The organism is Pedococcus bigeumensis, from assembly GCF_039531795.1.
Taxonomy (GTDB): Bacteria; Actinomycetota; Actinomycetes; order Actinomycetales; family Dermatophilaceae; genus Pedococcus; species Pedococcus bigeumensis.
Genome location: NZ_BAAAQS010000003.1, coordinates 708,837 through 727,442, shown reverse-complemented (window position 1 = coordinate 727,442; position 18,606 = coordinate 708,837). Strand labels below are relative to the sequence as shown.

General features: G+C 71.9%; 19 protein-coding genes. 10 read left to right on the top strand and 9 right to left on the bottom strand.

Annotated elements, in window-relative coordinates; all coding sequences use genetic code 11:
* The first annotated feature begins 115 nt into the window (after positions 1-115).
* On the top strand, positions 116-628 hold the full coding sequence (locus ABD262_RS13995) for an aminoacyl-tRNA deacylase (protein WP_344137265.1): 513 nt from the start codon (positions 116-118) through the stop codon (positions 626-628).
* Between the two features lie 66 nt (positions 629-694).
* Here ABD262_RS13995 and ABD262_RS13990 read toward each other — a convergent pair whose 3' ends face one another.
* From ABD262_RS13990 to ABD262_RS13955, 8 genes are all read right to left on the bottom strand, one after another.
* A complete protein-coding gene (locus tag ABD262_RS13990; protein ID WP_344137262.1) occupies positions 695-1,822 on the bottom strand; it encodes a metallophosphoesterase in 1,128 nt (375 codons plus the stop codon).
* A 107-nt stretch (positions 1,823-1,929) separates the two neighbouring features.
* A complete protein-coding gene (gene hutU, locus ABD262_RS13985; protein ID WP_344137259.1) occupies positions 1,930-3,588 on the bottom strand; it encodes a urocanate hydratase in 1,659 nt (552 codons plus the stop codon).
* Positions 3,589-3,655: 67 nt separating this feature from the next.
* A complete protein-coding gene (hutH, locus tag ABD262_RS13980) occupies positions 3,656-5,221 on the bottom strand; it encodes a histidine ammonia-lyase (RefSeq protein ID WP_344137256.1) in 1,566 nt (521 codons plus the stop codon).
* Positions 5,222-5,298: 77 nt separating this feature from the next.
* Entirely contained in the window at positions 5,299-5,808 is a 510-nt protein-coding gene (gene rraA, locus ABD262_RS13975; protein ID WP_344137253.1) for a ribonuclease E activity regulator RraA, read from the bottom strand.
* A gap of 5 nt (positions 5,809-5,813) precedes the next feature.
* Positions 5,814-6,206, bottom strand: coding sequence for a universal stress protein (locus ABD262_RS13970; RefSeq protein ID WP_344137250.1), 393 nt, complete (start codon positions 6,204-6,206; stop codon positions 5,814-5,816).
* On the bottom strand, positions 6,203-7,816 hold the full coding sequence (locus ABD262_RS13965; RefSeq protein ID WP_344137247.1) for a tripartite tricarboxylate transporter permease: 1,614 nt from the start codon (positions 7,814-7,816) through the stop codon (positions 6,203-6,205). The genes ABD262_RS13970 and ABD262_RS13965 overlap by 4 nt, the downstream gene beginning before the upstream one ends.
* A complete protein-coding gene (locus ABD262_RS13960) occupies positions 7,816-8,331 on the bottom strand; it encodes a tripartite tricarboxylate transporter TctB family protein (protein WP_344137244.1) in 516 nt (171 codons plus the stop codon). The genes ABD262_RS13965 and ABD262_RS13960 overlap by 1 nt, the downstream gene beginning before the upstream one ends.
* On the bottom strand, positions 8,328-9,338 hold the full coding sequence (locus ABD262_RS13955; protein ID WP_344137241.1) for a Bug family tripartite tricarboxylate transporter substrate binding protein: 1,011 nt from the start codon (positions 9,336-9,338) through the stop codon (positions 8,328-8,330). The genes ABD262_RS13960 and ABD262_RS13955 overlap by 4 nt, the downstream gene beginning before the upstream one ends.
* A gap of 107 nt (positions 9,339-9,445) precedes the next feature.
* Between ABD262_RS13955 and ABD262_RS13950 the strand changes: the two genes are divergently transcribed.
* From ABD262_RS13950 to ABD262_RS13935, 4 genes are all read left to right on the top strand, one after another.
* Positions 9,446-11,083, top strand: a complete 1,638-nt coding sequence (locus tag ABD262_RS13950) for a sensor histidine kinase (RefSeq protein WP_344137238.1) — start codon at positions 9,446-9,448, stop codon at positions 11,081-11,083.
* Entirely contained in the window at positions 11,080-11,751 is a 672-nt protein-coding gene (locus ABD262_RS13945) for a response regulator (protein WP_344137235.1), read from the top strand. Before ABD262_RS13950 ends, ABD262_RS13945 begins: the two co-directional genes overlap by 4 nt.
* Positions 11,752-11,845: 94 nt before the next feature.
* Positions 11,846-12,607, top strand: a complete 762-nt coding sequence (locus ABD262_RS13940; protein WP_344137232.1) for an IclR family transcriptional regulator — start codon at positions 11,846-11,848, stop codon at positions 12,605-12,607.
* A 154-nt stretch (positions 12,608-12,761) separates the two neighbouring features.
* Positions 12,762-13,484: a D-alanyl-D-alanine carboxypeptidase family protein gene (locus ABD262_RS13935; RefSeq protein WP_344137228.1), complete on the top strand. Its 723-nt coding sequence runs from the start codon at positions 12,762-12,764 to the stop codon at positions 13,482-13,484.
* Positions 13,485-13,514: 30 nt separating this feature from the next.
* On the opposite strand, the gene ABD262_RS13930 is transcribed toward ABD262_RS13935, so the two are convergent.
* Entirely contained in the window at positions 13,515-14,978 is a 1,464-nt protein-coding gene (locus ABD262_RS13930) for a PhoX family protein (RefSeq protein WP_344137225.1), read from the bottom strand.
* 120 nt (positions 14,979-15,098) lie between these two features.
* On the opposite strand from ABD262_RS13930, the gene mobA reads away from it, so the two are divergent.
* The 5 genes from mobA (at position 15,099) to ABD262_RS13905 (ending at position 18,602) form a co-directional block, all read left to right on the top strand.
* Entirely contained in the window at positions 15,099-15,683 is a 585-nt protein-coding gene (gene mobA, locus ABD262_RS13925; protein WP_344137222.1) for a molybdenum cofactor guanylyltransferase, read from the top strand.
* Positions 15,680-16,657: an NAD(P)H-quinone oxidoreductase gene (locus ABD262_RS13920; protein ID WP_344137220.1), complete on the top strand. Its 978-nt coding sequence runs from the start codon at positions 15,680-15,682 to the stop codon at positions 16,655-16,657. The genes mobA and ABD262_RS13920 overlap by 4 nt, the downstream gene beginning before the upstream one ends.
* A 49-nt stretch (positions 16,658-16,706) precedes the next feature.
* The gene (locus ABD262_RS13915; RefSeq protein WP_344137217.1) at positions 16,707-17,069 is read left to right on the top strand and encodes a DUF1304 domain-containing protein; all 363 of its coding nucleotides are present in this window, start codon (positions 16,707-16,709) and stop codon (positions 17,067-17,069) included.
* A gap of 133 nt (positions 17,070-17,202) precedes the next feature.
* Positions 17,203-17,853: a PadR family transcriptional regulator gene (locus tag ABD262_RS13910; protein ID WP_344137212.1), complete on the top strand. Its 651-nt coding sequence runs from the start codon at positions 17,203-17,205 to the stop codon at positions 17,851-17,853.
* Positions 17,850-18,602 (top strand): ABC transporter ATP-binding protein, encoded by a 753-nt coding sequence (locus ABD262_RS13905; protein WP_344137209.1) that lies wholly within the window; start codon positions 17,850-17,852, stop codon positions 18,600-18,602. The genes ABD262_RS13910 and ABD262_RS13905 overlap by 4 nt, the downstream gene beginning before the upstream one ends.
* Positions 18,603-18,606 lie beyond the last annotated feature (4 nt).

Here is an 18,606-nt window from a genome sequence, read left to right as displayed (position 1 = left end):
AGACCATTCCACACCAGGCACCGTCGTTGCACTGCAGGACACCGGTCAATGCGTCTCGGATGCCAGACCGGCCCTCCGGGCAGACGTCGCCCGGCCTGCGACCTAGCATGACGGCATGACCCAGGACACCGGCTCCGACCCCGCCCGGGACGCCGCGCCGACCGAGGGCGAGGCGCGGGCGGCAGCGGCGCTCGCCGCCAGCGGGATCGAGCACACCATCACCCGGCACGGACGGGTCGGCTCCCTCGAGGAGGCGGCCGCAGCGAGGGGGGTCGAGCCGCAGGACATCATCAAGACCCTGGTGGTGCGGCGCGCGGAGGACGACTTCCTCTTCGTCCTGGTGCCGGGGGGTCGGGAGATCTCCTGGCCCAAGCTGCGGGCGCTGCTGGGCGTCAACCGCATGTCGATGCCCGACGCGGCCGTCGCCAGGGCGGTCACCGGCTACGAGCGCGGCACCATCACCCCCTTCGGCTCGACCACCGCCCTGCCGGTCGTCGCGGACACGACCGTGCGCGGGCGGCTGGTCTCGATCGGCGCCGGGGCGCACGGCGTCGCCGCGACCGCGCAGTCCGACGACGTGCTGCGGGTCCTCGACGCGCAGGTCGCCGACGTCACCGAACCCGCCTAGGGCCTCAGGAGCCCAGGGGCTCAGGGGCTCAGGGGCTGGGGACTCACGGACTAAGGGGCTCGGGACTCACGGACTCACGAAGCGCATGCCGGGGATCGTCACCGAGTAGGGGTAGGCCTCCTCGACGTCCTGCTGCCCCTCCGGTCTCGAGCGGTCGAAGCTGGCCCGCACCTGGGTCGCGATGGTGCCGGCGGCGGTGTCCACGGTGACGATGCGGACGGGGTTGGTGTCGGGGGCGTGCATGGCCTGCAGGAACATCGCCACGGGGTGGCCGTCGGCGGCGGGGGCGGAGCCGGAGAAGACCTGTCCGGTGTGCCCCGAGAAGGTCATGACGACGTTGGGGAAGCCCTTCAGCGCATCCCACAGCTGGGTCGGGCTGGTCGCGCCGTAGCCGCCGTTGGTCGTCGAGATCGACCCGTCCTTCTCGAGGAACATGTGGGTCAGCACGATCACGTTGTGGTGGGGGTGCGAGGCCACCACGCTCGTGGCCCAGTCGATGACCTGCTGCCGCGGCCAGAGCTCGAGGCTGAGGACGAGCCAGTCGTCACCGCCGGCCCGGAAGGTGCGGAAACCGTTGTCGGACTTGCCAGGCTCGGCCAGGCCCTCGAAGCCGAAGTAGGACGGCGGGTAGTAGGTGTTCCAGAGGGTCGTGTCGCGCACCGTCACGAGGGTGTCGGCACCGGGACACGACCCGCCCCCGACGCAGACCGCCGCCGTGTCGTGGTTGCCGGGTGAGGCGATGAAGGGGATGCCCGCCCTCCCCAGCGCCGCGAACCGGGTGCTCATGCTGACCCACTGCTGGTGGTCAGGGGTGTCCCAGTCCTGGACGTCTCCGCTGTGCAGCACCCACTGGAGGTTCAGCTGCTCGCGGTGGGCGACCAGCCAGGCGACCCGCTTGTCGGTGCGCGGGTCCTGGGCCTTCACCTCGGGCTGGGTGTCGGGGATGACCGCGAACGAGAAGGTCGTGGCCGGGTCGGCGATCGAGGGAACAGGCTCGGGCGTGGGTGGTGCCTCGTCGGCGCTGGGTCGTGGGGCACCGGTCGGAGCGGCAGCGGCGCCGGTCGCCACGACCGTGGCGGTGGCACCCGGGGGGTGGCGAGGCTGGGGTGTCGTGCAGCCGACGGACGTCAGGGCGACGGCGCCCGCCAGGGCGCCGAGCGCGAGCGCGCGTCGTCCTCTCGCCGCTCGCCCCATGCACCGTCACCCACCTGAGTCGTTCCGCCCTGTCCGGCCAGCGTATGCCGGGTGGTGACCACCCGGCATACGTCGTCCGGCGGAGCTGTCCCCGCCCGGGGCCGGCGTCAGCCCTCGCGCATCGGGATGCGGATGCCGTGCTGCTGCGCCGTGCGCTCGGCGATGTCGTAGCCGGCGTCGACGTGGCGGATGACGCCCATCGCCGGGTCGTTGGTCAGCACCCGGGCGAGCTTCTGGGCGGCGAGCTCCGTGCCGTCGGCGAGGGAGACCTGACCGGCGTGCAGCGACCGGCCGATGCCCACACCACCGCCGTGGTGGATCGACACCCAGCTGGCACCGGAGGACGTGTTGACCAGGGCGTTGAGCAGCGGCCAGTCGGCGATGGCGTCGGAGCCGTCGAGCATGGCCTCGGTCTCGCGGTAGGGACTGGCGACGGAGCCGGTGTCCAGGTGGTCGCGGCCGATGACGATGGGTGCGCTCACCGCACCGGTGCGCACCAGCTCGTTGAACGCCAGCCCCGCCTTGTCGCGCTCACCCTGGCCGAGCCAGCAGATCCGGGCCGGCAGGCCCTGGAAGGCGATCCGCTCCTGGGCTCCGCGGATCCACTTGTGCAGGCGGTCGTTGTCGGGGAAGAGGTCGAGGACGGCCTTGTCGGTGGCCGCGATGTCCTTCGGGTCACCCGAGAGAGCGGCCCAGCGGAACGGGCCCTTGCCCTCGCAGAACAGCGGCCGGATGTAGGCCGGGACGAAGCCGGGGAAGTCGAACGCCCGGTCGTAGCCGCCCTGCCGGGCCTCGTCACGGATCGAGTTGCCGTAGTCGAAGACCTCCGCGCCAGCGTCCTGGAACTCGACCATGGCCTGCACGTGCTTGGCCATCGACTGGCGCGCGCGGTCGGTGAACTCCTCCGGCTTCTTCTCCGCGTACTCGTGCCAGTCGCCCAGCTCGATCCCCTCGGGCAGGTAGGACAGCGGGTCGTGGGCGCTGGTCTGGTCGGTGACGATGTCGATCGGCACCCCCCGGCGCAGCAGCTCGGGGAAGACCTGGGCGGCGTTCCCGACCACGCCGACGGACCAGGCCCGGCGCTCGTCCTTGGCGGCCACGGCCTTCTCGATCGCGTCGTCGAGCGAGTCGGCGACCTCGTCGAGGTAGCGGTGCTCGACCCGACGGCGCAGGCGGCTCTCGTCGACGTCGACGATGAGGCAGGCGCCCTCGTTCATGGTCACGGCGAGCGGCTGCGCCCCACCCATGCCGCCACAGCCGCCGGTCAGGGTGAGCGTGCCGGCCAGCGTGCCGCCGAACCGCTTCTCGGCGACGGCGGCGAAGGTCTCGTAGGTGCCCTGGACGATGCCCTGCGTGCCGATGTAGATCCACGACCCGGCCGTCATCTGGCCGTACATCGTCAGCCCGAGGTGCTCCAGCCGACGGAACTCCGGCCAGGTCGCCCAGTCGCCCACGAGGTTGGAGTTGGCGATCAGGACCCGCGGCGCCCACTCGTGGGTCTGCATGACCCCGACCGGCCGGCCGCTCTGCACCAGCATCGTCTCGTCCGGCTTGAGCGTGCTGAGGGTGCGGACCATGGCGTCGAACGACTTCCAGTCGCGAGCCGCCCGACCCGTGCCGCCGTAGACGACCAGGTCGTCAGGACGCTCGGCGTTCTCGGGGTCGAGGTTGTTCATGAGCATGCGCAGCGGCGCCTCGGCACCCCAGTGCGTGGCGTGGGTGAGCGAGGTGCCGCGGGGTGCGCGGACCGGACGAGCGCCTTCCATGTCGTTCTCCTTCTCGAGGTGTGTGGTTGCGGCGGGGCCATGGGGCCGCGCCGGGCACACGACTGGGCTAGTTGAGGGGGCCGGTGACCGACTCGGCCGCGGCGACGGCCGCACCGCTGGCGACCAGCTGGACGGCGATCTCGATCTCGGGGGCGAGGAACCGGTCGGTGCCGGGAGCGGGAGCGCCGGCGTCGCGCAGCGCCTTGACGACCGCCGCGGTGGCGGGCGCCGGGGCAAGGGGCGCCCGGAGGTCGAGGGCGCGCGCCGCGGTCAGCAGCTCGACCGCCAGCACGCGGGTGAGCCCGTCGACCGAGCGGCGCAGCTTGCGGGCGGCCGACCAACCCATCGACACGTGGTCCTCCTGCATCGCGCTGGAGGGGATCGAGTCGACCGACGCCGGTGCCGCGAGCCGCTTCATCTCCGACACGATCGCGGCCTGCGTGTACTGCGCGATCATGTGGCCGCTGTCGACGCCCGGGTCGTCGGCGAGGAACGCGTGCAGGCCGTGGTTGCGCGAGACGTCGAGGAACCGGTCGGTGCGGCGCTCGGAGATCGACGCGAGGTCGGCGGCGACGATCGCGAGGAAGTCCAGCACGTAGGCGACCGGGGCGCCGTGGAAGTTGCCGTTGGACTCGACCCTCCCGTCGGGCGTCACCACAGGGTTGTCGACGGCGGAGGCCAGCTCGGAGGCAGCGACCCGCGCGGCGTGGTCCACGGTGTCGCGGACGCCGCCCGCCACCTGCGGCGAGCAGCGCAGGGAGTAGGCGTCCTGGACGCGGGTGCACGCCTCGGGGTCGCGATGGCTGTCGCGGATCCCGCTGTCCTGCATGATCTTCCGCAGGTTCGCGGCGGAGAGGGCCTGACCCGGTTGGGGACGGAGCGCGTGGAGGTCGGCGGCGAAGACGTCGTCGGTGCCGAGCTGACCCTCGACGCTCATCGCTGCGGTGACGTCGGCGACCTTCAGCAGCATCCGCAGGTCGGTGATCGCGAGGACGAGCATCCCGAGCATGCCGTCGGTGCCATTGATGAGGGCCAGGCCCTCCTTCTCGCGCAGCTCGACGGGGGTGATCCCGGCCGCGGCGAACGCCTCACTGGTCGGCATCCGCTCTCCCTCGGCGTCGCGGACGACGCCCTCGCCCATCAGCGCCAGCGCGCAGTGGGACAGCGGGGCGAGGTCACCCGAGCAGCCGAGCGAGCCGTACTCGTGCACCACCGGGGTGATGCCGGCGTTGAGCATCGCGACGTAGGTCAGGAGGGTCTCCTCGCGGATGCCGGTGCGCCCGGTGGCGAGGGTCGAGATGCGCAGCAGCATCAGGGCCCGCACCACCTCCCGCTCGACCTCGGCCCCCGACCCGGCCGCGTGCGAGCGCACCAGCGACCGCTGCAGCTGCGCCCGGAGCTCCGCGGGGATGTGCCGCGTGGCGAGCGCACCGAACCCGGTGGAGACGCCGTAGTGGGCCACGGTGTCGTCGGCCAGGGCCTCGATCACCGCGCGGGTGCGACGCACCTCGGTGAGCGACTGCGGCGAGATCTCGACGCGGGCACCGTGGCGGGCGACCGCCACGACGTCGTCGAACGAGAGGGGCCCGGTGCCGACGGTGACCGTCGGCACGGAGGTGGCAGTGGTCGTCATGCCTCCATTGCAGCGGAGGTATGCCGCGTGCGCGCCCCGCGCATGCGGCATACCGTCTCGGATGCGAGACGTCGGGGTCAGGCGCGCGTCACGAGGATGCCGTCCTCGTCGGCCCAGAGCCGCTGGCCGGGCACGAAGTCGACGCCACCGAAGGAGACCGTGACGTCGCGGTCGCCGACGCCGTCCTTGGCGCTCTTGCGCGGGTTCGACCCCAGGGCGAGGGCCCCGAGGGGCAGCTCCCGGAGCGCGGCGACGTCGCGCACGGCTCCGTGGATCACCACCCCGGCCCAGCCGTTGGCGACCGCCGACGCGGCGATGAGGTCGCCCATGAGTGCCGACTCGAGCGAGGCCCCGCCGTCGACGACCAGCACCCTGCCGTCGCCGGGCTCGGCGAGGGCCGCCTTCACGATCGCGTTGTCCCTGTGGCAGCGCACCGTGCTCACCACGCCGGAGAACACCACGCGGCCGCCGTAGTGCCGGAACTGGACGGCACAGGACTGCAGGTCCTCGCCGTGCTCGTCGTACAGGTCGGCGGTCGCCGTGACCTGGGGGCGGGCGTCGGGGCTCGCGTCGCTCATGCCGGTCATGTCCGTCATCCCACCTTCACCGCGAGGACGGGGCAGGTGGCGTCGAGCAGGATCCGCTGGGCCGACGACCCGAGCAGCAGCTTGCCGACGGGGGTGCGGTGCCGCAGCCCGATGACGATGACCGAGATGCCTTCCCGGTCGGCGATGTCGAGCAGGACGTCGGACGCGTCGCTGCCCTCCTCGACCTGGCGCACCTCGAACTCGAGGTCGAGGTCGGCGAGGTCGCGACGGACGCGCTCGAGCTGCTCGGCTCCGGCCCGGTGGGCGTCGACGAGGACGTCGTCGCGCGACATGTTGACCACGAGCAGCGGCTCGCCACGTCGCCGGGCCTCGCTCACGGCGGCGGTGAGCGCCGCTTCGCCGAGTGGGTTGGGGATGAAGCCCACGAGCACGGTCATGCCACACCTCCGGAAGAGCTGACGCCGTGTCCGGCCCCGGTTTCCGTCAGCGAGTCGGCTCCGTCACCGCCCGCGCCGTCGGCGCGACCACCGGGACCAGCAGGACCCCCGGGATCCCCGGGACCACCACGGAGACGGGCGCGGACCAGGCCTACCAGCGGCCACGCGAGGGCCACGACGATGAGGACGTAGCAGAACCACGCCACCGGACCGCCGACCAGCCCGGAGATGTCACCACCGGTCAGCTGCAGGGACTGGCGCCCCTTGCGCTCGACGAGCGGCCCGAGGATGACGCCGACGATCAGCGGCAGGACCGGCAGGCCGAACCGGCGCATTGCGAAGCCCAGCAGACCCAGCCCGAGCAGCAGCCACAGGTCGAACGGCTGGGCGTTCACGGCATACGCACCCATGCAGGCGAAGAAGAGAATGCCCGCGTAGAGGTAGGGGCGGGGGATCTGGAGCAGCTTGGCCCACGCGGGGGCGAGCGGCAGGTTGAGGACCAGCAGCATCGTGTTGCCGATGAACAGGCTGGCGATGAGCGCCCAGACCAGGGCCGGCTCCTTGGTCAGCAGCAGCGGCCCGGGCTCGATGCCCCAGCCCTGCAGGGCGGCGAGCATGATCGCCGCGGTGGCGTTGGTGGGCAGGCCGAGGGCGAGCATAGGCACCAGGGTGCCGGCGGCCGAGGCGTTGTTGGCCGCCTCCGGACCGGCGACGCCCTCGATGGCGCCGTGGCCGAACTCCTCCGGGTGCTTGGTGAGCCTCTTCTCCGCTGTGTAGGACAGCAGGGTGGGGATCTCCGCCCCGCCGGCCGGCATCGCACCGAACGGGAAGCCGAGGAACGTCCCGCGCAGCCACGGTTTCCAGGACCGCCGCCAGTCCTCCCGACCCATCCACGGTCGTCCCACGGGGATGACGCTGGCCGCCTTGTGGCGCAGGTGGGCAGCCACCCACAGGGCCTCGCCGACGGCGAAGATGCCGACCGCCACGACGACGATGTCGATGCCGTCCGCCAGCTGCGGCAGACCACCGGTGAGGCGCTGCTGCCCCGTGACGAAGTCGATGCCGACCACGCCGATGGTCAGTCCGAGCAGCAGTGCCGCGATGCCCCGGATCCGGGAGGCGCCCAGCACTGCCGTGACGCCGACGAAGGTGAGCAGGATGATGGCGAGGTACTCGGGCGCCCCGAGGCTGATCGCGAACTTCACCACCTGAGGCATCAGGAAGACGATGCCGAGGGTGCCGAGGGTGCCGGCGATGAACGACCCGATGGCCGACGTCGCGAGGGCCTGCGCGGCCCGCCCCGCCTTCGCCATCTTGTTGCCCTCGATGGCGGTCACCACCGATGACGACTCGCCCGGGGTGTTGAGCAGGATCGAGGTGGTCGAGCCGCCGTACATGCCTCCGTAGAAGATACCGGCGAACAGGATCAGGCCCTGGGTGGGCTCCATGCCGTAGGTGATCGGCAGGAGGAGCGCGACCGTCATGGCCGGCCCGATGCCCGGCAGCACGCCGACGGCCGTGCCGACCGTGACTCCCAGCAGGGCGATGAGCAGGTTCATCGGGGACAGGACGTCCTGGAAGCCGCCGATCAGGCTGACGATGTTGTCCATCAGAGGATTCCTTGCAGGATGCCGGCCGGGAGGTTGACGCCGAGCCCGACCGCGAAGGCGTAGAAGGTCACGAGCGACAGCGCCACGCCGATGGCCAGGCCACGGATGTGGTGCCGGTTCCCGAGCGCGAAGGCCGAGCCCCAGAAGAGCAGTGCCCCGCTGATCACCCAGCCGAGCGGCTCGATCAGGACGGCGTTGACCGCGAACGCGGCGATGAGCAGCCCGATGGTGCGCCAGTCCACCGTGGTGGTGAGGTCGATGTCCTCACCCTCCTCGGCCTCGCCCGTGCCGCCACGGGCGACGTCGACGGCGTAGAAGAGCGCGACCACGATGAGCAGCACCCCGAGCAGGATCGGCATGGGCTTGGGGCCGACCGGGTCGTTGCTGCTCGACACGTCGCCGATCCGGCTGGCGTCGAACAGGACGTAGGCGCCGAGGAGGGCCAGGCCCGCGCACAGTCCGAACTGTGCGCGGTCCCGGATCCCCGGACGGGTCTCGGGGTGCTGCTCGCTCATGCCAGGCCCAGCTGCTTCAGGATCTCGGCCACCGAGGTGTCCTGCTCCTTGAGGAAGGCCCCGAACTCGTCACCGGTCTCGAAGGCGTCGGTCCAGCCCCGCTTCTTCTCCTCGTCCTTCCAGGCCTGGGAGTCGTGCATCTTGGTGAGCGCATCGACCCAGACCTTCTTGTCCGCGTCCGAGATGCCGGGAGGGGCCACGATGCCGCGCCAGTTGGTGAAGACCAGGTCGATTCCCTTGTCCTTCAGGGTCGGGACGTCCTTGAGGACGTCCAGCGGCTTCTCGCTGGTCACGGCGAGGACCCGCACGTCTCCCGCCTCGACCTGGCTGAGGAACTCGCCGAACCCGCTGGCGCCGAAGGCGATCTTGTTGCCGAGCAGGGCCGGCAGCAGCTCACCGCCACCGTCGTACGTCACGTAGCTGACGTCCTTGGGGTCGATGCCGACGGCCTTGGCCAGCTGCATGGGGAGCAGGTGGTCGGGGCCGCCGGGGGACGAACCGCCGCCGACCGCGAGCTTCTTGGGGTTCGCCTTCCAGGCCGTGACGAGCTGGTTGATGTCCTTGTAGGGCGAGTCCTTCGGCACCACGATGGCGCCGGCCTCCTCGATCAGCTTGGCGATCGGGGTGGTCTCGTTGAGGGTGGCCTTGGACTTCTGGGTGTATGCCGCGCCGACGACTCCCAGCCCCATCTGCATGGCGAGCTTGCCGTTGCCCTTCTCGTTCACGACGCGCTGCAGGCCGACCGTGCCACCGGCACCGGGAAGGTTGAACACCTGCATGCTGCCGGTGATCTTCTCGTTCTCCAGGACCTTGGCCGCGGTGCGGGCCGTGGTGTCGTAGCCTCCGCCGGGGGAGTTGGGGACCATGATCTGCAGTCCGTTGGCAGGCTTGGCGTCGCCGCTGCTGCTGGCGTCGGCTCCCTTGTCGGCGGTGGCGCCGCAGGCGGCGACCAGGAAGGTGGAGGCGATGGCTGCCGTGGCAACCAGGCCGGTGAATCGAGCGCTCATCGTTGAGGCCTCTTTCGCGTTGGGTGGGTCGAGCGGGATGATCGTGCTCGCCCAGCGGGCGATTCGTCTCCCTTGTGTCATCAGAGAAGGTTGAGTTCATAGTGGTCATGCGTGGACTGCGGCGGCGGACCCTCGCAGGGCAGCTGCTCTTCCTCCAGCTCGGCATCATCGCGGTGGTCCTCGTCGGGGTCGGAGCGGTGTCGTTGGCCCAGTCCGAGGCGACCTTCGGGCGCGTCGAGGGGCGCCGGGTCTCGGCGCTGGCGGAGCAGGTCGCGGCCAACCCGCTGGTGCGCGACAACCTCGCCGTGCCCGACCAGCGCACCGGGCTGGCGACGCTGGCCCTGCAGACCGTCACCCAGTCGAGGATCACCGCTGTCACGATCGCCGACGCCAACGAGCGCGTCCGGGTCTCCACCGATCCCTCACTGGAGGACCAGCCGATGCCGCTGGGCGACCCGGACGTCCGCGCCGGCGCCAGCTGGTCGGGGTCGCTCACGCTGGACGGCGACCGACAGCTGGTGAGCCAGGTGCCGGTGCTGAGCATCGTGGACGACCACGTGGGCGAGCACCTCGGCACGGTGATGGTCGCCGAGGACTTCCCGTCGGCGTGGGAGCGGCTGCGCGGGGCCTCCTCCTACCTGCTCACCTACCTCGGGATCGCGCTGGCACTGGGGGTGGCCGGCTCCTGGCTGCTCGCCCGTCGCATCAAGCGCCAGACCCTCGGCCTCGAGCCGCACGAGATCACCGGGCTGGCCGAGCACCGCGAGGCCCTGCTCTACGGGATCGCCGAGGGCGTGATCGCCCTCGACCCCCATGACCGGATCACCCTCGTGAACGACGTGGCGAGGCGCCTGCTCGACCTGCCCCAGCACGCGGCCGGCATGAGCCTGCGCGACCTGCGGGTCGAAGGACGTCTCCTGGACGTGCTCACCGGAGCGGACGCCCCGGACGCCCACGGAGACGCCCCTCGCGACGACGTGGTCATCCGGCGTGGGCGGATCCTGGTGATGAACCGGATGCGCGTGACCCGCGATGGTCGTCACCTCGGCACTGTGACCACCTTGCGCGACCGGACCACCCTGGCCAACCTCGAGCGGGAGCTCGGGTCGTTCCGCAGCACCACCCAGCTGCTGCGGGCACAGACCCACGAGTTCGCCAACCAGCTGCACACGATCAGCGGCCTGATCCAGCTGGGCGACTACGACGAGGTGGTGCGCTACGTCGATGCCGTGACCGAGCGTCGCCAGTCGCTGGACCTGTTGGTGAACAGTCGAATCCGCGACCCCGCCGTCGCCGCCCTGCTCATGGCCAAGGCGTCACTCGCCTCGGAGCGGCGCGTCGACCTCCGGGTGTCGGACGAGACCTCCCTGGACCGCCTCGAGGCGGAGGACTCTGCCGACGTGGCGACCGTGGTCGGGAACCTCGTCGACAACGCCATCGACGCCGTGAGCAGCGGGTCGCCCGGCGAGTGGGTCAGCGTCGAGATCCGTCAGGACGCGGCGAGCGTCGAGATCTCGGTCTCGGACTCCGGCCCGGGGGTGCCCGCCGAGGTCGCCCAGGAGGTGTTCGCCCACGGGTTCACCACCAAGGCCGCCACCGCCGGGGAGCGCGGGATCGGCCTCGCGCTCACCCGGCTGGTCTGCCAGCGCAGGGGCGGTGAGGTCCGGCTCGCCAGCACCCCGGGCGGCGGCGCGAGCTTCGTCGCCCACCTGGGCATCGCGCCGGTGAGCGAGGCGGTCCGGTGATCCGGGTCCTCGTCGTCGACGACGACTTCATGGTTGCGCGGGTGCACACGGGCTTCGTCTCGCGGGTCGACGGTTTCGAGGTGGTCGGCACCAGCCACACCGGCGCGGAGGCCGTCCAGGCCGCCGCCATCCTCGAGCCGGACCTGGTGCTGCTGGACCTCTACCTCCCCGACCGCTTCGGCCTCGACGTGCTGGCCGACCTGCGCATCGCCGGGCGGGAGTGCGACGTCATGGTCATCACCGCGGCCAAGGAGGCGGATGCGGTGCGCGGCGCCCTGCGCCAGGGCGTCGTGGACTACGTCCTCAAGCCGTTCGGCTTCGAGGACCTCCGCGAGCGTCTCGAGCGGTATGCCGCACAGCGCGACGCGCTCACCGAGGCGCAGGTGCGTGGCCAGGAGGACATCGACCGGGTGCTGTCCCGCAGCGGTGGGGCGAGCCAGGCCGCGCTGCCCAAGGGAATGAGCCCCCAGACCGCCGAGCTGGTCCAGACGGCGCTGCGCGAGGCGCAGGGCAACCTGTCGGCGACCGAGACGGCGGAGCTGGTGGGGGTGAGCCGGGTCAGTGCGCGCCGCTACCTCGAGTACTTCTGCAGCATCGGCCAGGCCGAGGTGTCCCTGCGATACGGCAGCGCCGGCCGACCTGAGCGCCGCTACCGCTGGGGCGGCTGACGCGACGCCCCCAAGACACCGCAGGAGCCAGCGTGGTCCCGCGGGCAAGGCCGCGGCACACCCTGGTCGGTCTCGCACCTGAGACACTGTGGGCGTGGCCAACGCCCCCGCCGCGAAGCACGCCCTGACCCTCCTCACCCTGCTGGCCAGGCACACCGAGCCGCTGCCCGCCGGGTCGATCGCGCGCGAGCTCGGCCTGCCCCGCTCCACGACGTACCACCTGCTGGCGGTGCTTCGTGATGCCGGGTTCGTCACGCACCTGGAGGAGGAGCGGCGCTACGGGCTGGGCGTCGCCGCCTTCGAGCTCGGCTCGGCCTACCAGCGGCAGGCCCCCCTCCAGCGCATCGCCCGGCCCCTGCTCGGGCGGCTCGTCGACCAGACCACCCACAACGCCCACCTCGCCGTCCTGCACGGTCGCGACGTCCTCTACGTCATCGAGGAGCGGGCGCCCGGGCGACCGCTGCTCGTCACCGACGTCGGGGTCCGGCTGCCGGCGACGCTGACCGCCAGCGGGCTGGCCATGCTCGCCCGGCTGCCCGCGGCGCAGGTGCGGGCCCTCTTCCCCCACCGTGACACCCTGGTGCAGCGTGACGGGCACGGGCCGACCTCGGTCAGCGAGCTGCGCCGCGAGCTCACCGAGGTGCGCACCCGCGGCTACGCCATCGAGGACGACTCCGTCAGCGCGGGGCTCTCGTCGGTCGCCCAGGCCGTCCTCGACCACACCGGCCACCCGGTCGCCGGCGTCGCCCTGACCTTCCCCCGCGAGGGCGTCGACCAGACCGAGCGCGCCAGGCTCGTGGCCGCGGTCTCGCGCGCGGCCGCCACGCTGTCGGCCCGCATCGGTGGGGTCCACTGACCCGACCTGTTGCCACCTCGTCCCCACGACGGCCGGTTTCCGGGCTCTGCTGACCACCTCGTCGCAACAAGTGGCGACCCGACCCGACGTGGTCCCGCGATCCGACCGCGCCGGCTGCCAGAATCGGGTCGACCGCGGCGACGGGGGTGAGGTCATGGGCACGACGACACACGTGTCGGCAGGGCGGCGGCGCCGGCAACGCCTGCGCCGCACCATCATCGTGACCGCGCTCCTGGTCGCATCGGCCGCGACCGCCGGGTATGCCGCGCGGCACGGTGCCGACGACGACCGCGCCTCCCCGGGCGCCCGGGCCGCCGGCAGCGGGGCGGCGCACGGCGACCCGTCCCGGGCGGTGCAGCCCTCGACGAAGAAGGCGAAGCCGAAGGTCGCCTCGACCAGCTCCGGCGTGGACCACGGGAACCGCAGCGGCGGCAAGGGTTTCCCGCCGGTCGTCACCGACCGCATCCCTGCTCCGACCACGAGCCTCGCCCTGTCAGCAGCCGTGCCCGGCACGACGAACATGCAGGCACCCGCCGCCGCGGCCTTCGAGCGCGCCTTCGCCGACGCCCGGGCCGTCGGGCTGGTGCCCGAGATCCGGTCGGCCTGGCGCAGCGAGCAGTGGCAGCAGATCCTCTTCGACCGTGCCGTCGCGACCTACGGCTCGCGGGCCGAGGCGTCGAAGTGGGTCCTCTCCCCAGTCAGGTCGGCGCACGTGAAGGGCTACGCCATCGACGTCCACCCCCAGGCCGTCGCGGCGTGGCTGCAGGCCCACGGCACGGCATACGGCATCTGTCGCACCTATGACAACGAGTGGTGGCACTTCGAGTACCTCGCCACGTCCACCTGCCCGCCGCGGAAACCGTCCGCCGCCGGCTGACCCTGACGGACCAGCCGACGGCGGCACGGGTCAGACGCCGATCGTGTGCCACGGACCCCAGATGGCGAAGGTCAGGCCGGCACTGGCCTGGATGTTGACGAACAACGTCGACTTGTCCGGGCTGAAGGTCGAACCGGCGAACTCGTCGTCGAACCGCGGCGTGCCGTTGGCGTTGGCGGCCCGGTTCAGCGCGATGTCCCAGAGCTGGCCGCCCCTGTTGAGTCCGCGGATGTAGTTGTCCTGGTTGCTGTCCTCACACACGACGAGCGTGCCGCGGTCGCTGACCGTGATGTTGTCGGGGAAGTCGAAGGTCTGCTTGCCCGGCGACTGGTAGACGAGGCGGAGCTTCTCCGACCGGGTGTCGTAGGCCCACACCTGCCCGAACCCGTTGCCGTAGCCGGCGACGAGCTCCGGACCGGTCTCGGCGTCGCCACCGCCCTGCGTCGAGGTGAAGTAGACGACCCCGTTGTCGTAGATCTGGCCCTCGAGCCGCGAGAAGCCGGCTGCGCCCAGGGCCCGACCCTGGTCACCGACGTGGACGAGGGCGTCGTCGTTGCGGGTCGGCGCCGGCTGGCCCGGTGTGTAGGGGAAGGTCGGGTCGGGGTCGGCGATGTCCACCCACTCGACGTCGTAGACCACCCCCTTCTCCTGGTGCCCTTCGAGGTGGGCGTTGGGCCGGCCTTTGACGGCCAGCATCTGGAGCTGTCCGTCGTTGTCGAGGTGCCCACTCTCCATCGGGTTGGTCGCCGGCGTGTAGCGGTAGAACCCGGACGGGAAGGCGAAGTTGTCCTCGGTGAGGTAGAGCCGCCCCTCGTGCGGGTCGAACGACACCGCCTCGTGGGCGAACCGCCCGGCTCTGGTGATCGGCACCGCCGCGGAGTGGCCGGTGGCCGGCACCTCGAACACGAAACCGTGCCGCTTGGTGAAGGGCACGTTGGAGGCTCCGGTGAAGTCCGGCCCGACGTCGGGTCCGTTGACCGTCTCCTCGCACGTCACCCAGGCACCCCACGGCATCTGGCCACCCGAGCAGTTGTTCGCGGTGCCGTTGATGGCGGTGTAGGCGGCCAGGACCTCGCCCTGACCGGTGACGTCGATGTGGGTGCACCCTCCTTTGGCACCCGTGTCGTAGGTCCACGACCCCACGGGGCCGAAGGGCGTGCCGGTGCCGGAGACCTCGTGGTTGCGGATCAAGGTCGTGGCGCCGTGCGGGCCCTCGAAGGCGCCCATGCCGTCGTGCCGGCCGGGCAAGGCGGTGCCGTCGTCCAGCACGACCGGGGACTGCGTGTCGTGGAACGAGCGATAGCTGAAGCCCTCGGGCAGGTGCAGCCGCACCTTGCCGTCACGCAGGTCGGGCGTCGCGCGCAGGCCACGGAAGGGCGCTGCACCGATCGCCGATGCAGGTCCTGCCACCAGTCCGGCGAACGGGCCGGCCATCGCCACCCCGCCTGCCACTGCCGCGCTCCCCTTCAGAAACGTCCTTCTTTCGAGCGTCATCACTTCTCCTCCGAGATCGTCGAATCTCGTCAACCTAGACCTGACAGCCACCGACCGGAACCCCCGAAGCCCCCGGCCCGGACACCCACGACCGCCGCTTCGAACCCCCACAATGGGCCGATGACCTCGGACGACACCGCACCTGCGCCGGCGACCGCAGTGGTGCTCTGCGGGGGCGCGAGCCGCCGGTTCGGCACCGACAAGACCCGGGCCGACCTCGCCGGCCGCTCGCTCCTCGACCACCTGCTCGACGGCCTGCCGCCCGGCTGGCCGGTCATCTGCGTCGGCGAGGCACGGCCCACGCACCGGGACGTCAGGTGGTGCCGCGAGGACCCACCGGGTGGCGGCCCGGTGGCCGCCGTCGCGGCCGCCCTCCTGCTGCTCGACGGTCCCGTCCTCGTCCTGCTCGGTGGCGACATGCCGTATGCCGCGTCGCCGGCCCCCACGCTCGTGGCGACCCTCGAGCGCTCCCCCGACGTCGACGCGGTGATCGGTCGCGACGGCGACGGGCGACTCCAACCACTGCTGGCGGCATACCGCACCTCGGCGCTGCGCGGCGCGGTGCCGCAGCCCGCAGCCGGCACCCCGCTGATGCGGCTGCTCGACCCGTTGCGCACCCTCGCGGTGCCGGTGGGGGACCAGGCCGCCCTCGACGTCGACACCGCCGCGGACCTCGAGCGCGCCCGCCATAGGCTCGACCCGTGAAGGCGATCACCATCCCGGAGCCCGGCGACGCGTCCGCGCTCGTCCTGGCCGATGTCCCCGACCCCCAGCCCGCACCCGGTGAGGTGCGGGTCCGCGTCGCGGCCGCCGGGGTGAACCGCGCCGACGTCATGCAGCGGATGGGCTTCTACCCACCGCCGCCGGGCGCCCCCGACTACCCGGGGCTGGAGGTCAGCGGCACGGTGGACGCCCTCGGCGACGGGGTGGACGGCTGGTCCGTCGGCGACCCGGTCTGCGCCCTCCTCTCGGGGGGCGGCTACGCCGAGCTCGTGTGCGTGCCGGCCGAACAGCTCCTGCCGGTGCCGGCGGGGGTGTCCCTCCAGGACGCCGCCGCGCTGCCCGAGGTCGTCAGCACGGTGTGGTCCAACGTGTTCATGACCGCGAACCTGTTGCCCGGCCAGACGTTCCTCGTCCACGGTGGCTCGTCGGGCATCGGCACGATGGCCATCCAGCTGGCCCGCGAGGTCGGCGCCCGGGTCGCGGTCACGGCCGGCTCGTCCGCGAAGCTCGAGGCGTGCCGCGCCCTGGGCGCCGAGATCCTCGTCAACTACCGCGAGCAGGACTTCGTGGCGGAGGTGCGGGCGGCGACCGGCGGGGCGGGAGTCGACGTCATCCTCGACAACATGGGCGCGAAGTACCTCGCCCGCAACGTCGAGGCCCTCGCCGTCAACGGTCGGCTGGTCGTCATCGGGCTCCAGGGTGGCGCGAAGGCCGAGCTCGACCTCGGCCTCATGCTGCGCAAGCGGGTCGCCGTCATCGCCACGTCCCTGCGGGCCCGGCCGGCCGACGAGAAGGCGGCCATCGTGGCGGCGGTCCGGGAGCACGTGTGGCCGCTCATCGAGGCCGGCCGGGTCGTGCCGGTCGTCCACGGCCGCTACCCGCTCGCCGACGCGGACAAGGCCCACCGCGAGCTCGAGGACAGCGGACACGTCGGCAAGATCCTGCTCACGACCTGACCTGAGCGAGTCGTGACCCCGGCTCCGTCGGGTCTGCCACCCTGAAGCCATGAACGCCGTCGCCACCGTGCTCGTCGCCCTGGTCGCCCTCGTCCACGTCTACATCGTGGTGCTGGAGATGGCCCTGTGGACCACCCCGCGCGGGCAGGCGGCGTTCGGGCTGACTCCCGAGTTCGCCCAGCAGACCAAGACGCTGGCCGGCAACCAGGGGCTGTACAACGGGTTCCTCGCGGCCGGGCTCGTCTGGGGCCTGGTCGGGCCGGAGCACCTGCGGTTCGGGTTCCAGGTGTTCTTCCTGCTCTGCGTCATCGTCGCCGGGATCTACGGCGCGGCCACGGCCAGCCGCCGGATCCTCCTGGTGCAGGCCCTGCCCGGCGCGCTCGCCCTCGCGGCCGTCCTGCTCGCCCGCTGACCGGCCCGGACCGGACACTGCTCGGTCGCCTGCCCACGATGCTTGACGCCGCCCGGCAATACTCGGTATACATCTCCTTACCAGTGGCAATACTGGGTATGTAGGGGACACCACAAGGGGATCGGGGCACCGCATGTCGGTCAAACAGGGGCTGTTGGCCCTGCTGGCGACCGAGCCGATGTATGGCGCGCGGCTGCGTTCCGAGTTCGAGGCCAGGACCGGGGGGACCTGGCCCCTGAACGTCGGGCAGGTCTACACGACGCTCGCCCGCCTCGAGCGTGACGGGCTCGTCGAGGCGATCGGCGAGGACTCCGAGGGGCGGATCTCCTACCGGCTGACCCGCACCGGGCGGGCCGAGGTGGCCCGGTGGTGGGTCTCCCCCGTCACCCGAGAGTCGACCCCGCGCGACGAGCTGGTGATCAAGCTCGCCCTGGCGGTCACGGTCACGGGGGTCGACGTGCACCGCGTCGTCCAGACCCAGCGCACCGCCACGCTGCGCCACCTGCAGGACCTGACCCGCCTCAAGCAGCGGGCGACCACCCACCACGAGGCGGCCGAGGAGGGCGACGGACAGGTCGACCTGGCCTGGCTGCTGGTTCTGGAGAACCTGATCTACGCCGGCGAGGCCGAGGTCCGCTGGCTCGACCACGTCGAGGCCCGGCTGGTGCGCGAGGCGAACCGCCCGCGACCGACCCGACCGGCCAGCAGCGCGACCACGACCGACCCTGCGATGGGGGCCATCGCAGGCGACCACAGCACGACCACCAAGGGGACACGACGATGAGCAGCGCCGACACCACACCCACGAGCGACCGCGAGGTCATCCTCCGGCTCGACAACGTCACCCGGGTGCACGGCACCGACGGCACCGCGGTCCGCGCCCTGGCGGGGGTCAGCCTCGAGGTCCGAGCCGGTGAGCTCGTGGCGGTCATGGGCCCGAGCGGTTCAGGCAAGTCGACCCTGCTCAACCTCGCCGGTGGCCTCGACGCCGCCACCAGCGGACAGGTGCTCATCGAGGGCCAGAGCATCGGCACGCTCAAGGGCGACGCCCTCGCCCGCCTCCGGCGGCGCCGCGTCGGGTTCGTCTTCCAGGACTTCAACCTCATCCCTTCCCTGACCGCTGTCGAGAACGTCGCCCTGCCGCTCGAGCTCGACGGTCAGCGGGTCAGCCGGGCCAGGCGTCGCGCGATCGACGCGCTGACGATGGTCGGGGTGCAGGAGCTCGCCGACCGCTACCCCGACAAGATGTCGGGTGGGCAGCAGCAGCGCGTCGCCATCGCGAGAGCGCTGGTCGGCGACCGCCGCCTCGTGCTGGCCGACGAGCCGACCGGCGCCCTCGACTCGCACACCGGCGAGGGAGTGCTCCGCGTCCTGCGCGAGCGCTGCGACGCAGGAGCGGCGGGGCTGCTCGTCACCCACGAGGCCCGCCACGCGGCGTGGGCCGACCGGGTGGTCTTCCTGCGCGACGGCGTGGTGGTCGACAGCACCGGCTCGGTCGAGACGGCCGAGGCGCTCCTCGAGCCGACCGCCTGAGCAG